The organism is Acinetobacter sp. WCHAc060033 (assembly GCF_004209125.1).
GTDB lineage: Bacteria > Pseudomonadota > Gammaproteobacteria > Pseudomonadales > Moraxellaceae > Acinetobacter > Acinetobacter wuhouensis.
The window spans coordinates 1-16,529 of record NZ_SGSW01000058.1 but is presented as its reverse complement, the minus strand read 5'-3'; the positions used below and the strand labels follow the sequence as shown (position 1 = coordinate 16,529).

Below are 16,529 nucleotides of genomic sequence, written 5' to 3'. Positions count from 1 at the left end.
ATTATTTGAAAAGAAAATCAGTTTTGTCATTGCAGAAGTTTATGAGGCCAATCATCGTTCTCAGCAACTACTTTTAAAACATGGATTTCATCAAGTTGAATCAAAAGTCGCTGAACAAATTCGTTTAAATTTAGAGATTAGTGCCCGACAGATTTTTAAACTAGATTTTGAATAGCGCGTATTATTTTTTCCGAGCTGAATCAGTCTTAAATTCTTTCAATATTCAGCACAATATAATCCTTTTCCTATAACGCCATTCTGCTATAATCCGTGCCAATTTCATAAACGCTTTTGCTATGTAGTTGTAATTTTCATACATAGCGCTATTCATTGTTCAAGGTAGCCCATGGCGCAAGCTAAAAAATCTGTTGATATTAAAAATATCCGAAACTTCTCGATCATCGCGCATATTGACCACGGAAAGTCGACACTTGCTGACCGTTTTATTCAAACCTGTGGCGGTTTGCAAGATCGTGAAATGCAAGCGCAAGTTCTTGACTCTATGGAGTTAGAACGTGAACGTGGGATTACTATTAAAGCCACGTCTGTGACTTTGTATTATACACATCCAAATGGTCAAGAGTATCAATTGAACTTCATTGACACCCCAGGACACGTGGACTTTTCGTATGAAGTGTCACGTTCTTTAGCGGCGTGTGAAGGTGCATTATTGGTCGTGGATGCTGCACAAGGTGTAGAAGCACAGTCTGTTGCAAACTGCTATACCGCGATAGAGCAAGGTTTAGAAGTTCTTCCAGTTTTAAATAAAATTGATTTACCACAGGCAGAGCCTGAGCGTGTGATTCAAGAGATTGAAGACATCATCGGAATTGAAGCAACTGAAGCACCGACTTGTTCTGCGAAAACGGGTTTAGGTATTGAAGGTGTTTTAGAAACATTGGTCAATGTGATTCCTGCACCAGAAGGTGATCGTGATGCACCATTACAAGCGTTGATCGTTGACTCCTGGTTCGATAACTACTTAGGCGTTGTGTCTTTGGTACGTGTGAAACAAGGTCGCGTGAAAAAAGGCGACAAGATGTTGATGAAATCAACAGGTCAAACGCACATCATTACTTCTGTCGGTATTTTTAATCCAAAACACACTGAAACAGGTATTTTGGAAGCTGGTGAAGTTGGCTTTGTGATTGCTGGAATCAAAGACATCTTTGGTGCGCCAGTCGGGGATACGATTACCCTAGCAACAACTCCAGAAGTTGCTACTTTACCTGGTTTTAAAAAGGTTAAACCTCAAGTTTACGCAGGCTTATTCCCGATCGATGCTAGTGATTTTGAACCGTTCCGTGAAGCTTTGCACAAACTACAAATTAATGACTCTGCATTGTTTTTTGAACCTGAAAGTTCGGATGCTTTAGGTTTTGGTTTCCGTTGTGGCTTCTTAGGAATGCTACACATGGAAATCGTACAAGAGCGTTTAGAGCGTGAGTACGATTTAGACCTGATCAGCTCTGCACCGACCGTAATCTATGAAGCATTGATGAAAAATGGCGATACTAAATACATCGACAGCCCGTCAAAAATGCCTGATGGTTCAACAGTTGAAGATTTACGTGAACCGATTGCAGAATGTCATATTCTCGTGCCTCAAGACTACTTGGGTAATGTCATGACTTTATGTGTTGAGCGCCGTGGTGTGCAAAAAGACATGAAATTTATGGCAAACCAAGTGTCAATTACCTTTGAAATCCCAATGGCTGAAGTGGTGATGGATTTCTTTGATAAATTAAAGTCTTGTTCGCGCGGTTTTGCGTCACTCGATTACAATTTTGTACGCTTTGAGTCTTCATCTTTGGTTAAGGTGGACGTGTTAATTAATGGTGATAAGGTTGATGCCTTAGCCATGATTTGCCATCGTCAAGATGCTCGTCATCGTGGTATTGCATTGGTAGAAAAAATGAAAGACTTGATTCCTCGTCAAATGTTTGATGTGGCAATTCAGGCTGCCATTGGTGCACAGATTATTGCACGTTCTACAGTGAAAGCGATGCGTAAAAACGTATTGGCGAAGTGTTATGGTGGTGACGTTTCACGTAAGAAGAAACTGTTATCTAAACAGAAAGAAGGTAAGAAACGTATGAAGCAAGTGGGAAGTGTTGAAATTCCACAAGAAGCGTTCCTTGCTGTGTTAAAAGTAGACAGATAAAAACTAGAGGTCTGATTGCTCATGGATTTTGATTTTAATTTAATTCTCGTACCTGCGACGCTTATCTTTTTCGGCTTATGGTTGCTGGATAAGTTTGTTTTGAAGCAACGTGCAACAAAAGGTAAGGGGAATGAAAATTTTATCATTTCATGGGCTTACGACTTCTGGCCAGTGCTTGCAGTGGTTTTAGTTCTGCGTTCATTCTTTTTTGAACCGTTTAATATTCCGTCTGACTCTATGGTTCCAACCTTAGAAACAGGTGATTATATTTTGGTTAATAAATACCAATATGGCGTTCGTTTACCGATTACCAATACTAAGATTATCGATGTTGGTGAGCCACAGCGTGGTGATGTTGCCGTTTTTCGTTATCCTGAAAATCCGAAAATCAGCTATATCAAACGTATTATTGGTTTACCAGGTGATCATATTGAATTTAATAATGGTCAATTGATCATCAATGGTAAAAATGTTGAACAAGTGCCTACTCAATTTGATCGTGAAAAAGATAAAGAAGTCGATCCAAATACAGGTTTACTACCGCCAGCAATTTATTATTATGAAAAAATGGGTGAACATAAGCATTTAGTTCGCCTACTTGAAGGTCAAAATACACTAGTTACAGCATTTAACTATGCGCAGAAAAAACAAGACCTTCCGTATGTTGCTACTGCTAACGATCGCTTTGTCAAAACCAATGGGCAAAGTTGGGAAGTGACCGTACCAAAAGGTCAATATTTTGCGATGGGTGATAACCGTGACCAAAGTGCGGACAGTCGTTTTTGGGGCTTTGTACCTGAAGAAAACTTAACAGGTCATGCAATCTATGTGTGGATGCACAAAGAACCAGGTCTGAAAGTTCCATCATTTAGCCGTAATGGTGCAATTAACTAAGAGCGCTACGTTCAGGTTTAAAATAAAGATCAATTTTTATTGATCTTTATTTTTATCTACTAAAACCCCAGTTTTCGTCACTTTGTAAGAAAAAACACGATAACAAATAATTACAACTAGTAAGTTGCATGAATTTTAAGGATAATAAGCATCTTAGATTTTTTGATAAATTTATAAATTTAATTGTTCAAAAGTCTATACCTTATTGAAGGTTGTGAAACAGTTTGAATCAATCTAATTGATCATTCCACATCATTATTTTCAATTGGAATTAAGGATTATTCTTTTACCTGTTGGATATAAAAAATGCGTAAAAATCAACAAGGCGCTTCATATATTGGAATTTTAGTGGGGATAATTGCTGCAGCATTTCTATTGAAAATCATAGTTGCTGTATGGCCATTATATTGGGATGATAATGCGATCAATAAGCAAATTGCTGAATTGGTATCAAATAGCCCAAATGATATTACACCAACACAGTTTAGTTCCAAGATGGGACAAAAGTTTGATATGAATAATATTCGAGATGTTAAATTCGAGGATATTGCGAAAGTATCAACAAAAGATGGTTTACAAGTGACTAAGAAATATGAAGTGCGAAAGCCTTTCATGCTGAATATTGACTTAGTCCTCACATTCGAGAAGAGTTTTGATAAAAGGTCAGTTGAAAGTAAGTGATCCTCGCTTACAAAGCAGAATTGGTTATCAGTTTAAACAATACGAGTTATTACAGCTCGCGCTGACACACCGCTCGGTGAGTCACAAATACAATTATGAACGCCTAGAGTTTCTAGGCGATTCATTGCTTGGGATGATTATTGCCAATTATCTCTATCATGAATACCCTCAGGAAAACGAAGGTCGCTTAACGCGTATGCGTGCAACTTTGGTGCGTCAAGAAGCCTTGGGTAAAATTGCCAATGATTTAAACCTTAGTAAAAGTTTAATTCTCAGTACAGGTGAATTGAAATCTGGCGGTCATCATCGTGAGTCAATATTGGCAGATACGGTTGAATCCATTATTGGTGCGATTTATACCGATAGTCAGGACTTACCATTATTGCGTTCAATCGTGCTGAAGTGGTATGAACCTTACCTTGAAAATATTGAACCAACGGATCAATTAAAAGATCCGAAGTCTCGCCTACAAGAATATCTACAAGCTCATAAAAAACATTTGCCGATTTATGAGGTTGTAGATATTCAGGGTGATGCACCAAATCAACATTTTAAAGTAGAATGTACCGTAGATGGCTTACCTAAAATGATGGGTGAGGGATCGAGCCGTCGCTTTGCAGAACAGGCAGTTGCGGCGGATTTTTTAAAGCTATTGGAGCAGTAAACTGCATGAATACACATTCCGATCACAACGATGCTGATCACGAGCCGTCTGAAAACGGTAATGACTTAATTAACCAGTTTTTTAGTTCGCAAGGGACAGAAATTCCTGCGGATTATAAAAGTGGATTTGTGGCAATTGTAGGTCGCCCAAACGTGGGTAAATCGACTTTGATGAACCATATCTTGGGTCAAAAGTTATCGATTACTTCGCGTAAACCGCAGACTACTCGCCATAAAATTGTCGGGATCGACAGCCGTGAGACATCACAAGCGGTATTTGTAGATACCCCAGGGATGCACAAAAAAGAAGTGCGTGCCATTAACAAAATGATGAACCGTGCAGCGCATTCTGCATTGCGTGATGTAAATTTGGTTTTATTTGTTTTAGATGCAGACAAATGGACTCAAAACGATGAGTTGGTATTGGAAAAGCTGAAAAATGCAGATATGCCAGTGATTCTTGTGATCAATAAAATTGATACACTGGAAAATAAAAACCATGCTTTGCCATTGATTCAAGAACGTGCAAAATTAATGAATTTCGCAGAAATTGTTCCTGTATCTGCGCTACGTGGTGCAAATTTAGATCATTTGCGTAATACCATTGAAAAATATCTTCCATTCCAACCACCACTATACGCCTTAGAACAGTTAACAGACCGTTCTGAACGTTTCCTTGCGAGTGAAATCATTCGTGAGAAAATCATGCGTCAGTTGGGTGAAGAACTTCCTTATGATTTAACGGTTCAAATTGAATCATTTAAAACAGAAGAAGCAACCATTAATGAAAAAACGGGTCGTCCTAAAGCAGCGTGCACTTATATCGATGCGACTATTTTTGTTGATCGCCCTGGACAAAAAGCCATCGTAATTGGTGAAAAAGGTGCTAAGCTGAAAAAAATCGGTATGGATGCACGTGTCGACATGGAAAAAATGTTCGAACAAAAGATCATGCTCACACTTTGGGTGAAAGTAAAAGGTGGTTGGTCTGATGATGAACGTGCACTGAAAAGTTTAGGTTATAGCGATATTTAATCGCTAAATTTTAAAGGAATAAAACTGTAATGATCAAAGTAATTGCTATCGTGACATGTATTTTCATGCTTCAAGGTTGTGTACATAAACTCGTTACTGTTCCTGTAAAAGTTGCCTATAAAACTACGAAAGGGGTTGTCAAAGGGACAGCCGCTGTCGTAGGTGCAGTCATCCCAGATGGTGATGACGAAGATGAAGAAAAAGATAAGAAAAAAGATTGATTATGATGAATCATCATTTCAGTGTGAGTGAAACACTGATTTATGCGTAATGAAGTTTTACATGGTTATTTAATTCATCATCGTAAGTACAGAGAACGTAGTCATATCGTCCACTTGTTTACGCAAGAGCATGGGCGTGTCGATGGTATTCTCCGTCAAACACCCCCACCGCAATACCAGCCGATTACCTTAACGGCTTCTGGAAAATCTGAGCTTAAAAATTTTTCTAAACTGGAAATACTCAATCAACCTGTTTTCTTTTATGGTGATGCGTTTTTTTCAGGTTTTTATTTAAATGAAATTATTCTTCGCTTATGTCCGCTAGAGCAGGAAATGCCTGAGACTTTTGAGCAATATCATTTAACTTTGCAACATTTACAAAAATTAGCTGATCATTCGCAAGCGGATTTATTTTTAAGACAAATCTTACGTCAGTTTGAACATGCATTATTAGAAGAATTGGGTTATCCCTTAGATTATGCGCATGATTCAAATCAGCATGAAATTGTTGAAAATCAGCGTTATCAATTTCAGTTGTCTGATGGTTTTATTCCCGTTGCGCATAGCTCATCCGCGACATTGCCAGGACAGCAAATTCTCAGTATGGCAAATTATGAAAAGGGTATGGATTTTAGTCCAGAACAGTTACAATTATTAGCCAAGCTGTATCGACAGATGATCACATCGTTACTGGGTGATCGACCTTTGAAAAGTCGTCAACTTTGGATTCAAAATGCTCAATCTAAATCATTGAGTCGTTAATTTCATTTTAGTTTTTCATTTATTGTTCATTAGGAAAATGTTATGGCTGCATTGCTAGGTGTAAACATCGATCACGTTGCAACACTCAGACAAGCGCGTGGTACAACTTATCCTGATCCTGTGAAAGCCGCACTGGTTTGCGAACAAGCAGGGGCAGAGGGCATTACACTACATTTACGTGAAGATCGTCGTCATATTCAAGATGATGATGTGCGTCGTATGCGTCCTGTGTTGAAGACGAGAATTAATTTGGAAATTGCTGTGACTGATGAAATGGTCGCTTTTGCCAAAGAGATCAAGCCACATCATGTATGTTTTGTTCCTGAAAAGCGCCAAGAAGTGACCACAGAAGGTGGCTTGGATGTGGTTGGACATTTTGAAGATGTGAAAGCTGCAACTCAGGCACTTACTGCGATTGGTTGTGATGTATCTTTATTTATTGATCCTGATTTTGCCCAAATTGATGCCGCAATTGCATGTGGTGCACCAACGATTGAATTACACACAGGTGCTTATGCGGAAGCTTATGATGAAGATACGCATCACCATGAATTAGAGCGTATTATCAAAAGTGTTGAATATGCTGCTTCTAAAGGTTTAGTGGTGAATGCAGGGCATGGCTTGAACCTGAAAAATGTTGCAGAAATTGCGGCAATTCCACAAATTCATGAGTTGAATATTGGTCACTCGATTATTGCTGAAAGTGTCTTTGTTGGCTTAGAACAAGCTGTGAAAGATATGAAAGTTGCGATTCAAGCAGCAAGTTAATTGTTTTTGTAAGTTGGTTTTTTAAAGTTAGTTATTTTTGTTTTACCTTATTGAATATTGATCATGTCAAATTTGAATTATGATGAACTGATGCAACCTGTAATTGCTTTTTTAGGCTGTGAAACGCCAAAAGCATGGTTGGATGAGGCATTGAACAATCTCCCTTTGCTTATGCAAGATCATGCAAACTGTGAAAAGAAAGCAGCTGGAACTGCGATGAATTTAATGTTCCGCTATAGTTTTTTTACCGATTTGCAGGTGAAGTTGGCGCAACTTGTTCGTGAAGAAATGTTGCATTATGAGCAAGTTTTAGAGTTTATGACCAAACGCGGTCAAGAGTGGCAGGGTTTAAGTGCGGGGCGTTATGCAGGTGGTTTGCGTAAGGAAATCCGTACTTATGAACCTGAAGCTTTGATTGATATTTTAGTGATTGGTGCTTTTGTGGAAGCACGTTCGTGTGAGCGTTTTTATGCTTTAGCACCGATTGTGGATGAAGAGTTAGGGCGTTATTATCGTTATTTGTTGAAGTCTGAATCTCGTCATTATGAAGATTATTTAACCTTGGCTTTGGATGTTGCCAAAACTGCGAAGTTGAAAGATCCTGAAGAGGATATTCAACAGCGGATTGAGTTGATTCGTGAAGTGGAAAAAGAATTAATTTTAAGTCCAGATAAGTTATTCCGCTTTCATAGTGGCGTACCGATGAAAGCTGTTGCTTGATATTTTAAATGTTTAAAGAGAGGGAAGTGGTGACACTTCCTTTTTTTGTTTTGACAAAGCCAAGTTTTTACCCCAATATTTTAAGCACTCTTTAACAGCTTATATAAATCAATAACTTGCAAGTTTAATAAAAAACTTGGGTATTTTACATATTTTTGAAATAACTCTATGTTTTTATTTTGTTTGTGGTTAGAATTTTACTGTTCACTGCCATGTAGGCAGCTTAGAAATTTTGTTGCATAAGCAGAAACGATTACATTTTGTTCACTGCCATGTAGGCAGCTTAGAAAACAGAAAAACTGTGAATTCCTGTTATTACGACGTTCACTGCCATGTAGGCAGCTTAGAAATTTGCTATAACTATTGTAACAAACCAAGCCCCGTTCACTGCCATGTAGGCAGCTTAGAAAGATTATGTTAGCAGAAGCAGAAAAGCATGGTATGTTCACTGCCATGTAGGCAGCTTAGAAAATTCAACTATCTATATCAATGGTAAAGATGCAGTTCACTGCCATGTAGGCAGCTTAGAAAAGTTAATTGTTTAATCTATTGCGACCCACCATGTTCACTGCCATGTAGGCAGCTTAGAAAGTACCGACTGTACCATCTTCTCGTTCTATCTTGTTCACTGCCATGTAGGCAGCTTAGAAAAACATTAGGACACGACATAAAACGCAGTCGTTGTTCACTGCCATGTAGGCAGCTTAGAAATGATGTTATGGATTTATCAATTGATTTTCCCGGTTCACTGCCATGTAGGCAGCTTAGAAAACAACAGAATCTGTACTTTCATTACGCCCAGTGTTCACTGCCATGTAGGCAGCTTAGAAAGAACTTTGAAGCTAAATATTGGTTGTCTGACCGTTCACTGCCATGTAGGCAGCTTAGAAATTTCGGGGCTAGACTTAATTTGAATCCGCGCTGTTCACTGCCATGTAGGCAGCTTAGAAAATGGGTTCAGTGACGATGCCATTTACAGCATGGTTCACTGCCATGTAGGCAGCTTAGAAAAATCCTTTTTCATAACGCACACTTTTTTGAGTGTTCACTGCCATGTAGGCAGCTTAGAAAATCAAGACAATGAGCAACAACTTCAAGCTGAAGTTCACTGCCATGTAGGCAGCTTAGAAAACTGTCATAAAAACCTAATGGCTCTCCACCTGGTTCACTGCCATGTAGGCAGCTTAGAAATTGTTCGCTAAGATTCTTATAGCGCATGCGAAGTTCACTGCCATGTAGGCAGCTTAGAAAAAAAATGAACTTTTGGTTCAACTTTAACAGGAGTTCACTGCCATGTAGGCAGCTTAGAAAAATCATCAAGCAATGCTTCAGCATCTTCACGAGTTCACTGCCATGTAGGCAGCTTAGAAAATTATCAAAATCTTTTTCGTCTTGAATTGCTTGTTCACTGCCATGTAGGCAGCTTAGAAATAACACCTCTATCAATGAGTAGTAGTATTGCAGTTCACTGCCATGTAGGCAGCTTAGAAAACTTACTTTTTCTGCACGTTTAAAACAATCCAGTTCACTGCCATGTAGGCAGCTTAGAAAGTTAAAAATGGCTAAACTCGTTGTAAGTCTCAGTTCACTGCCATGTAGGCAGCTTAGAAAAATTATTCCTAGTGAGGTTGGCGGTTCGTTCTTGTTCACTGCCATGTAGGCAGCTTAGAAAAATAGCGACTTGGCAAGTCGTGTTTCATTGCGGTTCACTGCCATGTAGGCAGCTTAGAAAATTCCCTACAATAAATTCATAAATGTCACCATGTTCACTGCCATGTAGGCAGCTTAGAAATATTCACTTAATCCTCAGTTAGTACGTTACGAGTTCACTGCCATGTAGGCAGCTTAGAAATAACCCTAATTACGGTACCAGTGTAGATCCAGGTTCACTGCCATGTAGGCAGCTTAGAAATTTTCAGCTTTTAATAGAGCTTCGCGCTGTTCGTTCACTGCCATGTAGGCAGCTTAGAAAGATGTTATTGTTGCTGAAGATCAGGTTAAAAAGTTCACTGCCATGTAGGCAGCTTAGAAAAATCGAATCAAAAGCTCATTGATCTGTGCTGTGTTCACTGCCATGTAGGCAGCTTAGAAAAAAATTGACGAAACTTACCTTGCCGACGATAAGTTCACTGCCATGTAGGCAGCTTAGAAAAATTCTCTGGCTGGAAAATTGGCAAATGCTGAGTTCACTGCCATGTAGGCAGCTTAGAAATTCAGTCTGAAATTGAAAAGATTATTGCTGAAGTTCACTGCCATGTAGGCAGCTTAGAAATAGAATCCAATTGCTTTTATCTGAATTTACATGTTCACTGCCATGTAGGCAGCTTAGAAATAGGCAGCGTGGAAGTAGTTGGTCTGTATCGAGTTCACTGCCATGTAGGCAGCTTAGAAATTTCTGACCCGCATCACCGCGTCGATCCGTATGTTCACTGCCATGTAGGCAGCTTAGAAAATTGAGGAATTCATTTTTGAAGATCAAAAACCGTTCACTGCCATGTAGGCAGCTTAGAAATGTATTCAGCGGATGTATGCTTAAAAATGGACGTTCACTGCCATGTAGGCAGCTTAGAAAATGCGTATTTTGATGGATGCAGCAGAGAAAAAGTTCACTGCCATGTAGGCAGCTTAGAAATGAGCCTTTTATTAGATAAACAATTGGATTTTGTTCACTGCCATGTAGGCAGCTTAGAAAGTTATCATCTCGAAATACATCTAATGGCAATCGTTCACTGCCATGTAGGCAGCTTAGAAAAAAGGATCAGCAAGAACTCATTATTAAACATGGTTCACTGCCATGTAGGCAGCTTAGAAAATCATTATTGATCTTTAAATAACTCGAATCAGGTTCACTGCCATGTAGGCAGCTTAGAAAAGAAGAAAAAGCAGCACTCGACATCATCATGCGTTCACTGCCATGTAGGCAGCTTAGAAAAGTTTTGCAATTTCCACTGTCCCGTCTTTATGGTTCACTGCCATGTAGGCAGCTTAGAAATGTAAAAGCTATTATTGTTCCAAGTCAAGTTTGTTCACTGCCATGTAGGCAGCTTAGAAATATAGGCTCTCCAAATCATTAGCTCGGGGTTAGTTCACTGCCATGTAGGCAGCTTAGAAAATGTGGTGCATTGCTTGGAAGCCACGATATGTGTTCACTGCCATGTAGGCAGCTTAGAAAAACTGCACCGCCCGCTGCTCCACCAACACCACGTTCACTGCCATGTAGGCAGCTTAGAAATGAAATTTCTTGGATCGGTGTGTCGCCTTCTTGTTCACTGCCATGTAGGCAGCTTAGAAAGATTGGGAAAAATTAAGGGATTTAAACGGGCAGTTCACTGCCATGTAGGCAGCTTAGAAATAAGTCATTTAATAATCGCTGACTGTGCGAATGTTCACTGCCATGTAGGCAGCTTAGAAAATTAAAGAACCCGCACCCACAGATACACGTGTGTTCACTGCCATGTAGGCAGCTTAGAAATAAAACATGTCCATTGGGTCAAATTTTAGTAGGTTCACTGCCATGTAGGCAGCTTAGAAATAAAACATGTCCATTGGGTCAAATTTTAGTAGGTTCACTGCCATGTAGGCAGCTTAGAAAATCAAATCAAACTAGATGAAATTAAAAATCAAGTTCACTGCCATGTAGGCAGCTTAGAAATTACGATCAGTAACCGTTCCCGCAGGAATCTCTGTTCACTGCCATGTAGGCAGCTTAGAAAGTCGAGGACCTAAAGAAGTTCCATGCCGTTTGGTTCACTGCCATGTAGGCAGCTTAGAAATATGGATACATCACAAGGTAATGCCGTTGGTAGTTCACTGCCATGTAGGCAGCTTAGAAATGCGGGTGATCCCATCCGAAATCCATCCCATCGTTCACTGCCATGTAGGCAGCTTAGAAATTTAGAAGCCTTAGCACCCAGTACAACCATTGGTTCACTGCCATGTAGGCAGCTTAAAATCTTGATATAAAAAAAGCCCACTTCATAATGAGTGGGCTTTTTAGTATTTGGCTCTCCAACCTGGGCTCGAACCAGGGACCTGCGGATTAACAGTCCGTCGCTCTACCGACTGAGCTATTGGAGAATATGAATGCGATTATAAGGAGATTTAAAAAGGGGTCAAGCCTTAATTGTCATGTTGGCTTCATTTTTTGGTTATATGCTTTTAATTTGAACAAAAAACTGAAAACTTTCAGAAAAAATAATTGAAAAGCTTGCAACAGCTAAATTTGCTTGTTAGATTAAATTCATAAAGTGAGTTTAAGCAATGCTTAAACCGTGTGGATTTAACCAACTTGCCAGCACTAAAATGGCTAAATAGGAGACAGCGAATGAATACGCTTACGATTTTTCAAATTTTTGAAAACCTCTCTTTTTATCAAGACAATTATTTGTCTATTCTGAAAAACCCTGAACAATATTACCTAGAAGTTGAGCATGCTCATCTCGATGTTTGGCCATTTTCTGAAAAAAAATTATGCTTAGGTGACTTGCTACAATTGTGGTTCAGTGAAAAATGGCTGATTAATACAAATTACCGTGTATTATCAAATATAAATAAACACCAAAATGAAAAAGCACCGCGAAGAGAACAAGATTTATATTTATTTCAACTCAGTGGCAGTACCTTGTCAGGTTCAAATCATGCACAAGTTTGGTCAGTTTCAGAACAAAAAATCATTTATGTTGCACTAGATAGTGTATTTAAATATTACTGCTATTTTGAATCCATCGAACGACCAGTAAAACAAATACCTGAGCAATTAAATACGTATCAACGTGTCGGTTGAAAGAGGCAGAATTGAAAGCTTTTAAGTCATCTAAATTTGCTTAAAAGCTTCAATTGCTCGGATTCGGCTTTGTTTCAAATCCACAATGGGTTTTGGATAATCCAGCTCAATATTTAAATGTTTCGCATAAGGTTCATGAATAGATTTTGTATCTAAATGTGCCAACTCAGGAACCCATTGCCGAATATAATCACCTTGTGCATCAAATCTCTGTGATTGGCTAACAGGATTGAAAATACGGAAATAGGGTACAGAGTCTGTACCTGTCGACGCACACCATTGCCAACCGCCATTATTGGCTGCCAAATCGCCATCAATTAAATGTTGCATAAACCATTGTTCGCCTAAACGCCAATCAATCAGTAAATTCTTAGTGAGAAACATCGCAACAATCATCCGCACACGATTATGCATCCATCCCGTGTGTAAAAGCTGGCGCATGCCTGCATCGACAATCGGAATGCCCGTAAGTCCCATTTGCCAAGCTTTAAGGTCTTCAGGTGCATCACGCCATTGAAGTTTTTGAGTCCTTTCTTTAAACGGTAAATGCTTTGAAACACGTGGAAAATCAAACAAAATATGTTGATAAAACTCTCGCCATAGCAGTTCATCTAACCACGTTTGTTGCCCAATATTGTCAATATGGAAATAACCTTGCTGATCACGGAATAGGGCATTCAAGCATTGGCGAATTGAAAGTATCCCGATATTTAAATATGCAGAAAGCTGACTCGTCCCTTGAATATTTGGAAAGTCACGTTCAGCTTGATAATGTTGGACTTGATCTTCAATAAACTGATCTAATAATTCATGCGCATATTTTTCCCCAACAGGATAATGTGCATTTTCATGGTTAATATCATCATGAAAACCAAGATCGCTGAATGTCGGAATATTCGAATGATTTGATATTTCTAAATGATCTAATTTTTCTAAGGTTATAGGCTGTTGAATTTCAGGTTCGGGATAGCAGTGTGGAATTGAAATACTGAGCTGTTCATAACAATATTTCTTAAATGCACCAAACACTTGATAAGGTTGATTGGATTTATTACGAATCGAACCGATATGGAAAATGCTGCGATCATGATGCAGAATCAGGTCTTTGTGATGTTGATTGAGAGCTTTTTGGATTTGAAAATCACGATTCAATTCATTGAGACCACACTCAATATTAGCATGTACATTTTCAATATTTAAATCATGACAAAGTTTGAGAAACTCTTGGGTAAGGTCTTTCCATAAAGGAATAATTTTGATGATCAGCGGAATATTGAGTGATTCAAGACTGTGTTTAAGCTGTTCAATTTGACGTAAATAAAAGTCGATTTTAATCGGAGCATCATGATGGATTCTCCATTGCTCAGGCGAAAGAATAATGAGGGCAGTGGTGTGTCCAGACTGGGTTGCATGCCAAAGTGCAGCATGATCTTGGATACGTAAGTCTTGGCGAAACCAAATGAGTTGTCGTTGCATCATTACTCTTTATACTCGTCCGTACTTTGATCTTATATTTTCATCCATAAAAAAGGCAAAGTAAAAACTTTGCCTTTTGATCAGATCGGTCAGATCTTAGTGGTGATGACCACCTGCACCGTGTACATGACCGTGTTCTAATTCTTCTGGAGATGCATCGCGTACTTCAACGATTTCAACTTCAAAAGTAAGGTCTTGACCAGCCAACGGGAAGTTAGCATCAACGATTACGTTTTCGCCTTCAATTGCTTTAACTGTTACGATTTGAACGCCGTCATCAGTTTGAGCTTGGAACTGCATGCCCGCTTCGATGTTTTCAACACCTTGGAACATTTGCGCAGGAACTTCTTGAACAAGGTCAGGGTTATATTCGCCATAACCTTCAGCAGCTGGAATCGTTACTGTAAATTTGTCACCTACAGTTTTACCTTCTAAAGCTTTTTCTAAACCAGGGATGATGTTACCTGCGCCGTGTAAATAAGCAAGTGGTTCACCTTGTGATTTGTCTAGAGTTTCGCCCTCTGCGTTAGTCAACGTATAGTGGAAAGAAACCACGTTGTTATTTGCAATAGCAGTCATGTTATTGATCCATTCGGTAATCGAAAAATTTTAAGCTTACATCATAAAGTGAAATGCAATTTTTGTAGACTAAAATTACTAAAAAATTGCATTTTCAGCTGTATTTTGAGCGTTTTATCATTAATAAGGGCGAAATGTTAAATTTCAATGCAATTTAATTTTCGGCGCAATTTTTCGTGTAACAAAATCTTTAGCCGTCAATAAACCTGCATGGGCATAGCCATAAATGGTCGCTTGGTGAATACGATACAATGAAACGTACATCGACTTTGCCACAAAGCCTTGAACATTGACTTGTCCAAGTAATTCACCCACAGCTTTATTTTCACTGAGCGAAACCAACGAGCCTTTGTCAGAAAACTGGAACATTGGTTGCGGGCGACCTTTTAAGCGAGCACTCATCGCATCAACAAGAAATGCTGCTTGTTGGCTTGCGACTTGCGCACGTGGACCAAGCGGGGCTTCACGGGCATCTAAAATACAATGTGCACAGTCACCAAAGGCAAAAATATTTGGATCAGCTTGAGTTTGTAAAGTTGCAAAGACTTTGATTCGTCCCATACGGTCTTTTTCAAAACCTTTTAAATCCGCAATGACTTTTGGTGTTTTAATTCCAGCCGCCCAAACTTTGAGCTGTGCATCGACAGAAGTTCCATCATTGAAATAAACTTTATCTGCATCGACTTTTTCAACATGCTTTGATGTAAGGACATCAATTTTCATACGTTTCAACTGATGCGTTGCATGTTCAGCAATTTTATCAGAGAGAGCAGGTAAAATTCGCTCTGCGCCTTCAATGAGTGTGATTTTGACATTGTTTGGATTAATTTTATTTAATCCATATTTATAAAAATTTTGCTTGGCTTGAACCAATTCCGCAGAAAGTTCAACGCCAGTTGCACCTGCACCAATAATGGCAATTTGCAATTCACGGTCGATATTTTTATTTTGTGCATCTAAATACAAATGCAGTAAATCTTGTTGGAAAATTTCAGCTTGTTGGCGACTGTCGAGATAATGACAAAACTCTTTTACACCTGAGGTGTTGAAGTCATTGGAAATCGAGCCGACAGCAAGAATTAAAGTGTCATAACTGAGTTCAATTGAGTCTTGATTTGAGTCGTATTTCCCCGACTGTGTTTTACTGAGAACGATGGTTTTGTTTTCACGATTGAGTTGTTCAAAGCGACCTAAAACAAATTCGTAATGATGTTTTGCCGCATGTGCATAATAATTGGTTTCTTCATCACTCGGGTTCATTGTGCCTGCTGCAATTTCATGCAATAAGGGCTTCCAAATATGAGTAAGCTTTTGATCAACCAAAGTAATTTTTGCTTTTTTACTTTTCCCGAGCGTATCACCGAGTTGTGTGACCAACTCCAATCCACCTGCGCCACCACCAACGATCACGATATGATGAAGATTTGACATAGAAAAAACCTAATAGTAGTTATAAAAATAGAGGATGGTTTAATATGCCATCCTCATTTGTATTTTCGGTTTTTTTTGTAATACAAGTTACATAATTACAATAAATCTAACTGTTTTAGTTGGTTTTATTTGAAGTTGATTGACTATTTAAAAAATGAGCTTAACCATTCCAGTAAACGCTCAAACCATGAAGCCTGTTCAATATGAACTTCATCTTCTATATCAAAGCTTTGAATCAATTGATTGTCTTGATATACATTCACTTTAGCCAGATGCATAATTTTTTCTAAAGGTGCTGTAAGTGCTGTTTCATTCAGTTGAACATTCAAATGAGTTTGTGTGGTTGTCAGTG

Annotated in this window: 13 protein-coding genes, 1 tRNA gene, 1 pseudogene and 1 CRISPR repeat array; of the genes and pseudogenes, 10 read left to right on the top strand and 5 right to left on the bottom strand. The window is 38.8% G+C overall.

Annotated elements, in window-relative coordinates; translation table 11 throughout:
• Positions 1–346: 346 nt before the first annotated feature.
• The 9 genes from lepA (at position 347) to EXE10_RS18125 (ending at position 7,908) form a co-directional block, all read left to right on the top strand.
• On the top strand, positions 347–2,164 hold the full coding sequence (gene lepA / locus EXE10_RS18165; protein WP_068974738.1) for a translation elongation factor 4: 1,818 nt from the start codon (positions 347–349) through the stop codon (positions 2,162–2,164).
• 21 nt (positions 2,165–2,185) lie between these two features.
• On the top strand, positions 2,186–3,058 hold the full coding sequence (gene lepB / locus EXE10_RS18160; RefSeq protein ID WP_130114320.1) for a signal peptidase I: 873 nt from the start codon (positions 2,186–2,188) through the stop codon (positions 3,056–3,058).
• Between the two features lie 306 nt (positions 3,059–3,364).
• Positions 3,365–3,739 carry a DUF4845 domain-containing protein gene (locus EXE10_RS18155; RefSeq protein WP_068974736.1) on the top strand — a complete coding sequence of 125 codons (375 nt, stop codon included), beginning with the start codon at positions 3,365–3,367 and terminating at the stop codon, positions 3,737–3,739.
• Positions 3,711–4,403 carry a ribonuclease III gene (gene rnc / locus EXE10_RS18150; protein WP_068974735.1) on the top strand — a complete coding sequence of 231 codons (693 nt, stop codon included), beginning with the start codon at positions 3,711–3,713 and terminating at the stop codon, positions 4,401–4,403. Before EXE10_RS18155 ends, rnc begins: the two co-directional genes overlap by 29 nt.
• A gap of 5 nt (positions 4,404–4,408) precedes the next feature.
• Entirely contained in the window at positions 4,409–5,437 is a 1,029-nt protein-coding gene (gene era / locus EXE10_RS18145; protein ID WP_068974734.1) for a GTPase Era, read from the top strand.
• 29 nt (positions 5,438–5,466) lie between these two features.
• Complete coding sequence (locus EXE10_RS18140; protein ID WP_087552444.1) at positions 5,467–5,658, top strand: NF038104 family lipoprotein; 192 nt, start codon at positions 5,467–5,469, stop codon at positions 5,656–5,658.
• A 42-nt stretch (positions 5,659–5,700) separates the two neighbouring features.
• Positions 5,701–6,420: a DNA repair protein RecO gene (gene recO, locus EXE10_RS18135; RefSeq protein WP_130114319.1), complete on the top strand. Its 720-nt coding sequence runs from the start codon at positions 5,701–5,703 to the stop codon at positions 6,418–6,420.
• Between the two features lie 42 nt (positions 6,421–6,462).
• The gene (gene pdxJ, locus EXE10_RS18130; RefSeq protein ID WP_130114318.1) at positions 6,463–7,188 is read left to right on the top strand and encodes a pyridoxine 5'-phosphate synthase; all 726 of its coding nucleotides are present in this window, start codon (positions 6,463–6,465) and stop codon (positions 7,186–7,188) included.
• Between the two features lie 63 nt (positions 7,189–7,251).
• On the top strand, positions 7,252–7,908 hold the full coding sequence (locus EXE10_RS18125; protein ID WP_068974730.1) for a tRNA-(ms[2]io[6]A)-hydroxylase: 657 nt from the start codon (positions 7,252–7,254) through the stop codon (positions 7,906–7,908).
• Positions 7,909–8,110: 202 nt separating this feature from the next.
• Positions 8,111–11,861: a CRISPR direct-repeat array (repeat unit 28 nt; unit sequence GTTCACTGCCATGTAGGCAGCTTAGAAA).
• A gap of 48 nt (positions 11,862–11,909) precedes the next feature.
• Here the strand turns inward: EXE10_RS18125 and EXE10_RS18120 are convergent.
• Positions 11,910–11,985: transfer RNA gene (locus EXE10_RS18120), tRNA-Asn, on the bottom strand.
• 247 nt (positions 11,986–12,232) lie between these two features.
• Between EXE10_RS18120 and EXE10_RS18115 the strand changes: the two genes are divergently transcribed.
• Complete coding sequence (locus EXE10_RS18115; protein ID WP_130114317.1) at positions 12,233–12,691, top strand: hypothetical protein; 459 nt, start codon at positions 12,233–12,235, stop codon at positions 12,689–12,691.
• A 30-nt stretch (positions 12,692–12,721) separates the two neighbouring features.
• Here the strand turns inward: EXE10_RS18115 and EXE10_RS18110 are convergent, their stop codons facing one another.
• The 4 genes and pseudogenes from EXE10_RS18110 to EXE10_RS18095 form a co-directional block, all read right to left on the bottom strand.
• Positions 12,722–14,167: a cryptochrome/photolyase family protein gene (locus EXE10_RS18110; RefSeq protein ID WP_130114316.1), complete on the bottom strand. Its 1,446-nt coding sequence runs from the start codon at positions 14,165–14,167 to the stop codon at positions 12,722–12,724.
• Between the two features lie 96 nt (positions 14,168–14,263).
• Positions 14,264–14,746, bottom strand: coding sequence for an FKBP-type peptidyl-prolyl cis-trans isomerase (locus EXE10_RS18105; RefSeq protein ID WP_087552516.1), 483 nt, complete (start codon positions 14,744–14,746; stop codon positions 14,264–14,266).
• 144 nt (positions 14,747–14,890) lie between these two features.
• Positions 14,891–16,177: an NAD(P)/FAD-dependent oxidoreductase gene (locus tag EXE10_RS18100; RefSeq protein ID WP_130114315.1), complete on the bottom strand. Its 1,287-nt coding sequence runs from the start codon at positions 16,175–16,177 to the stop codon at positions 14,891–14,893.
• Between the two features lie 143 nt (positions 16,178–16,320).
• A pseudogene (locus tag EXE10_RS18095) lies at positions 16,321–16,529 on the bottom strand (D-alanyl-D-alanine carboxypeptidase); the annotation flags it as partial.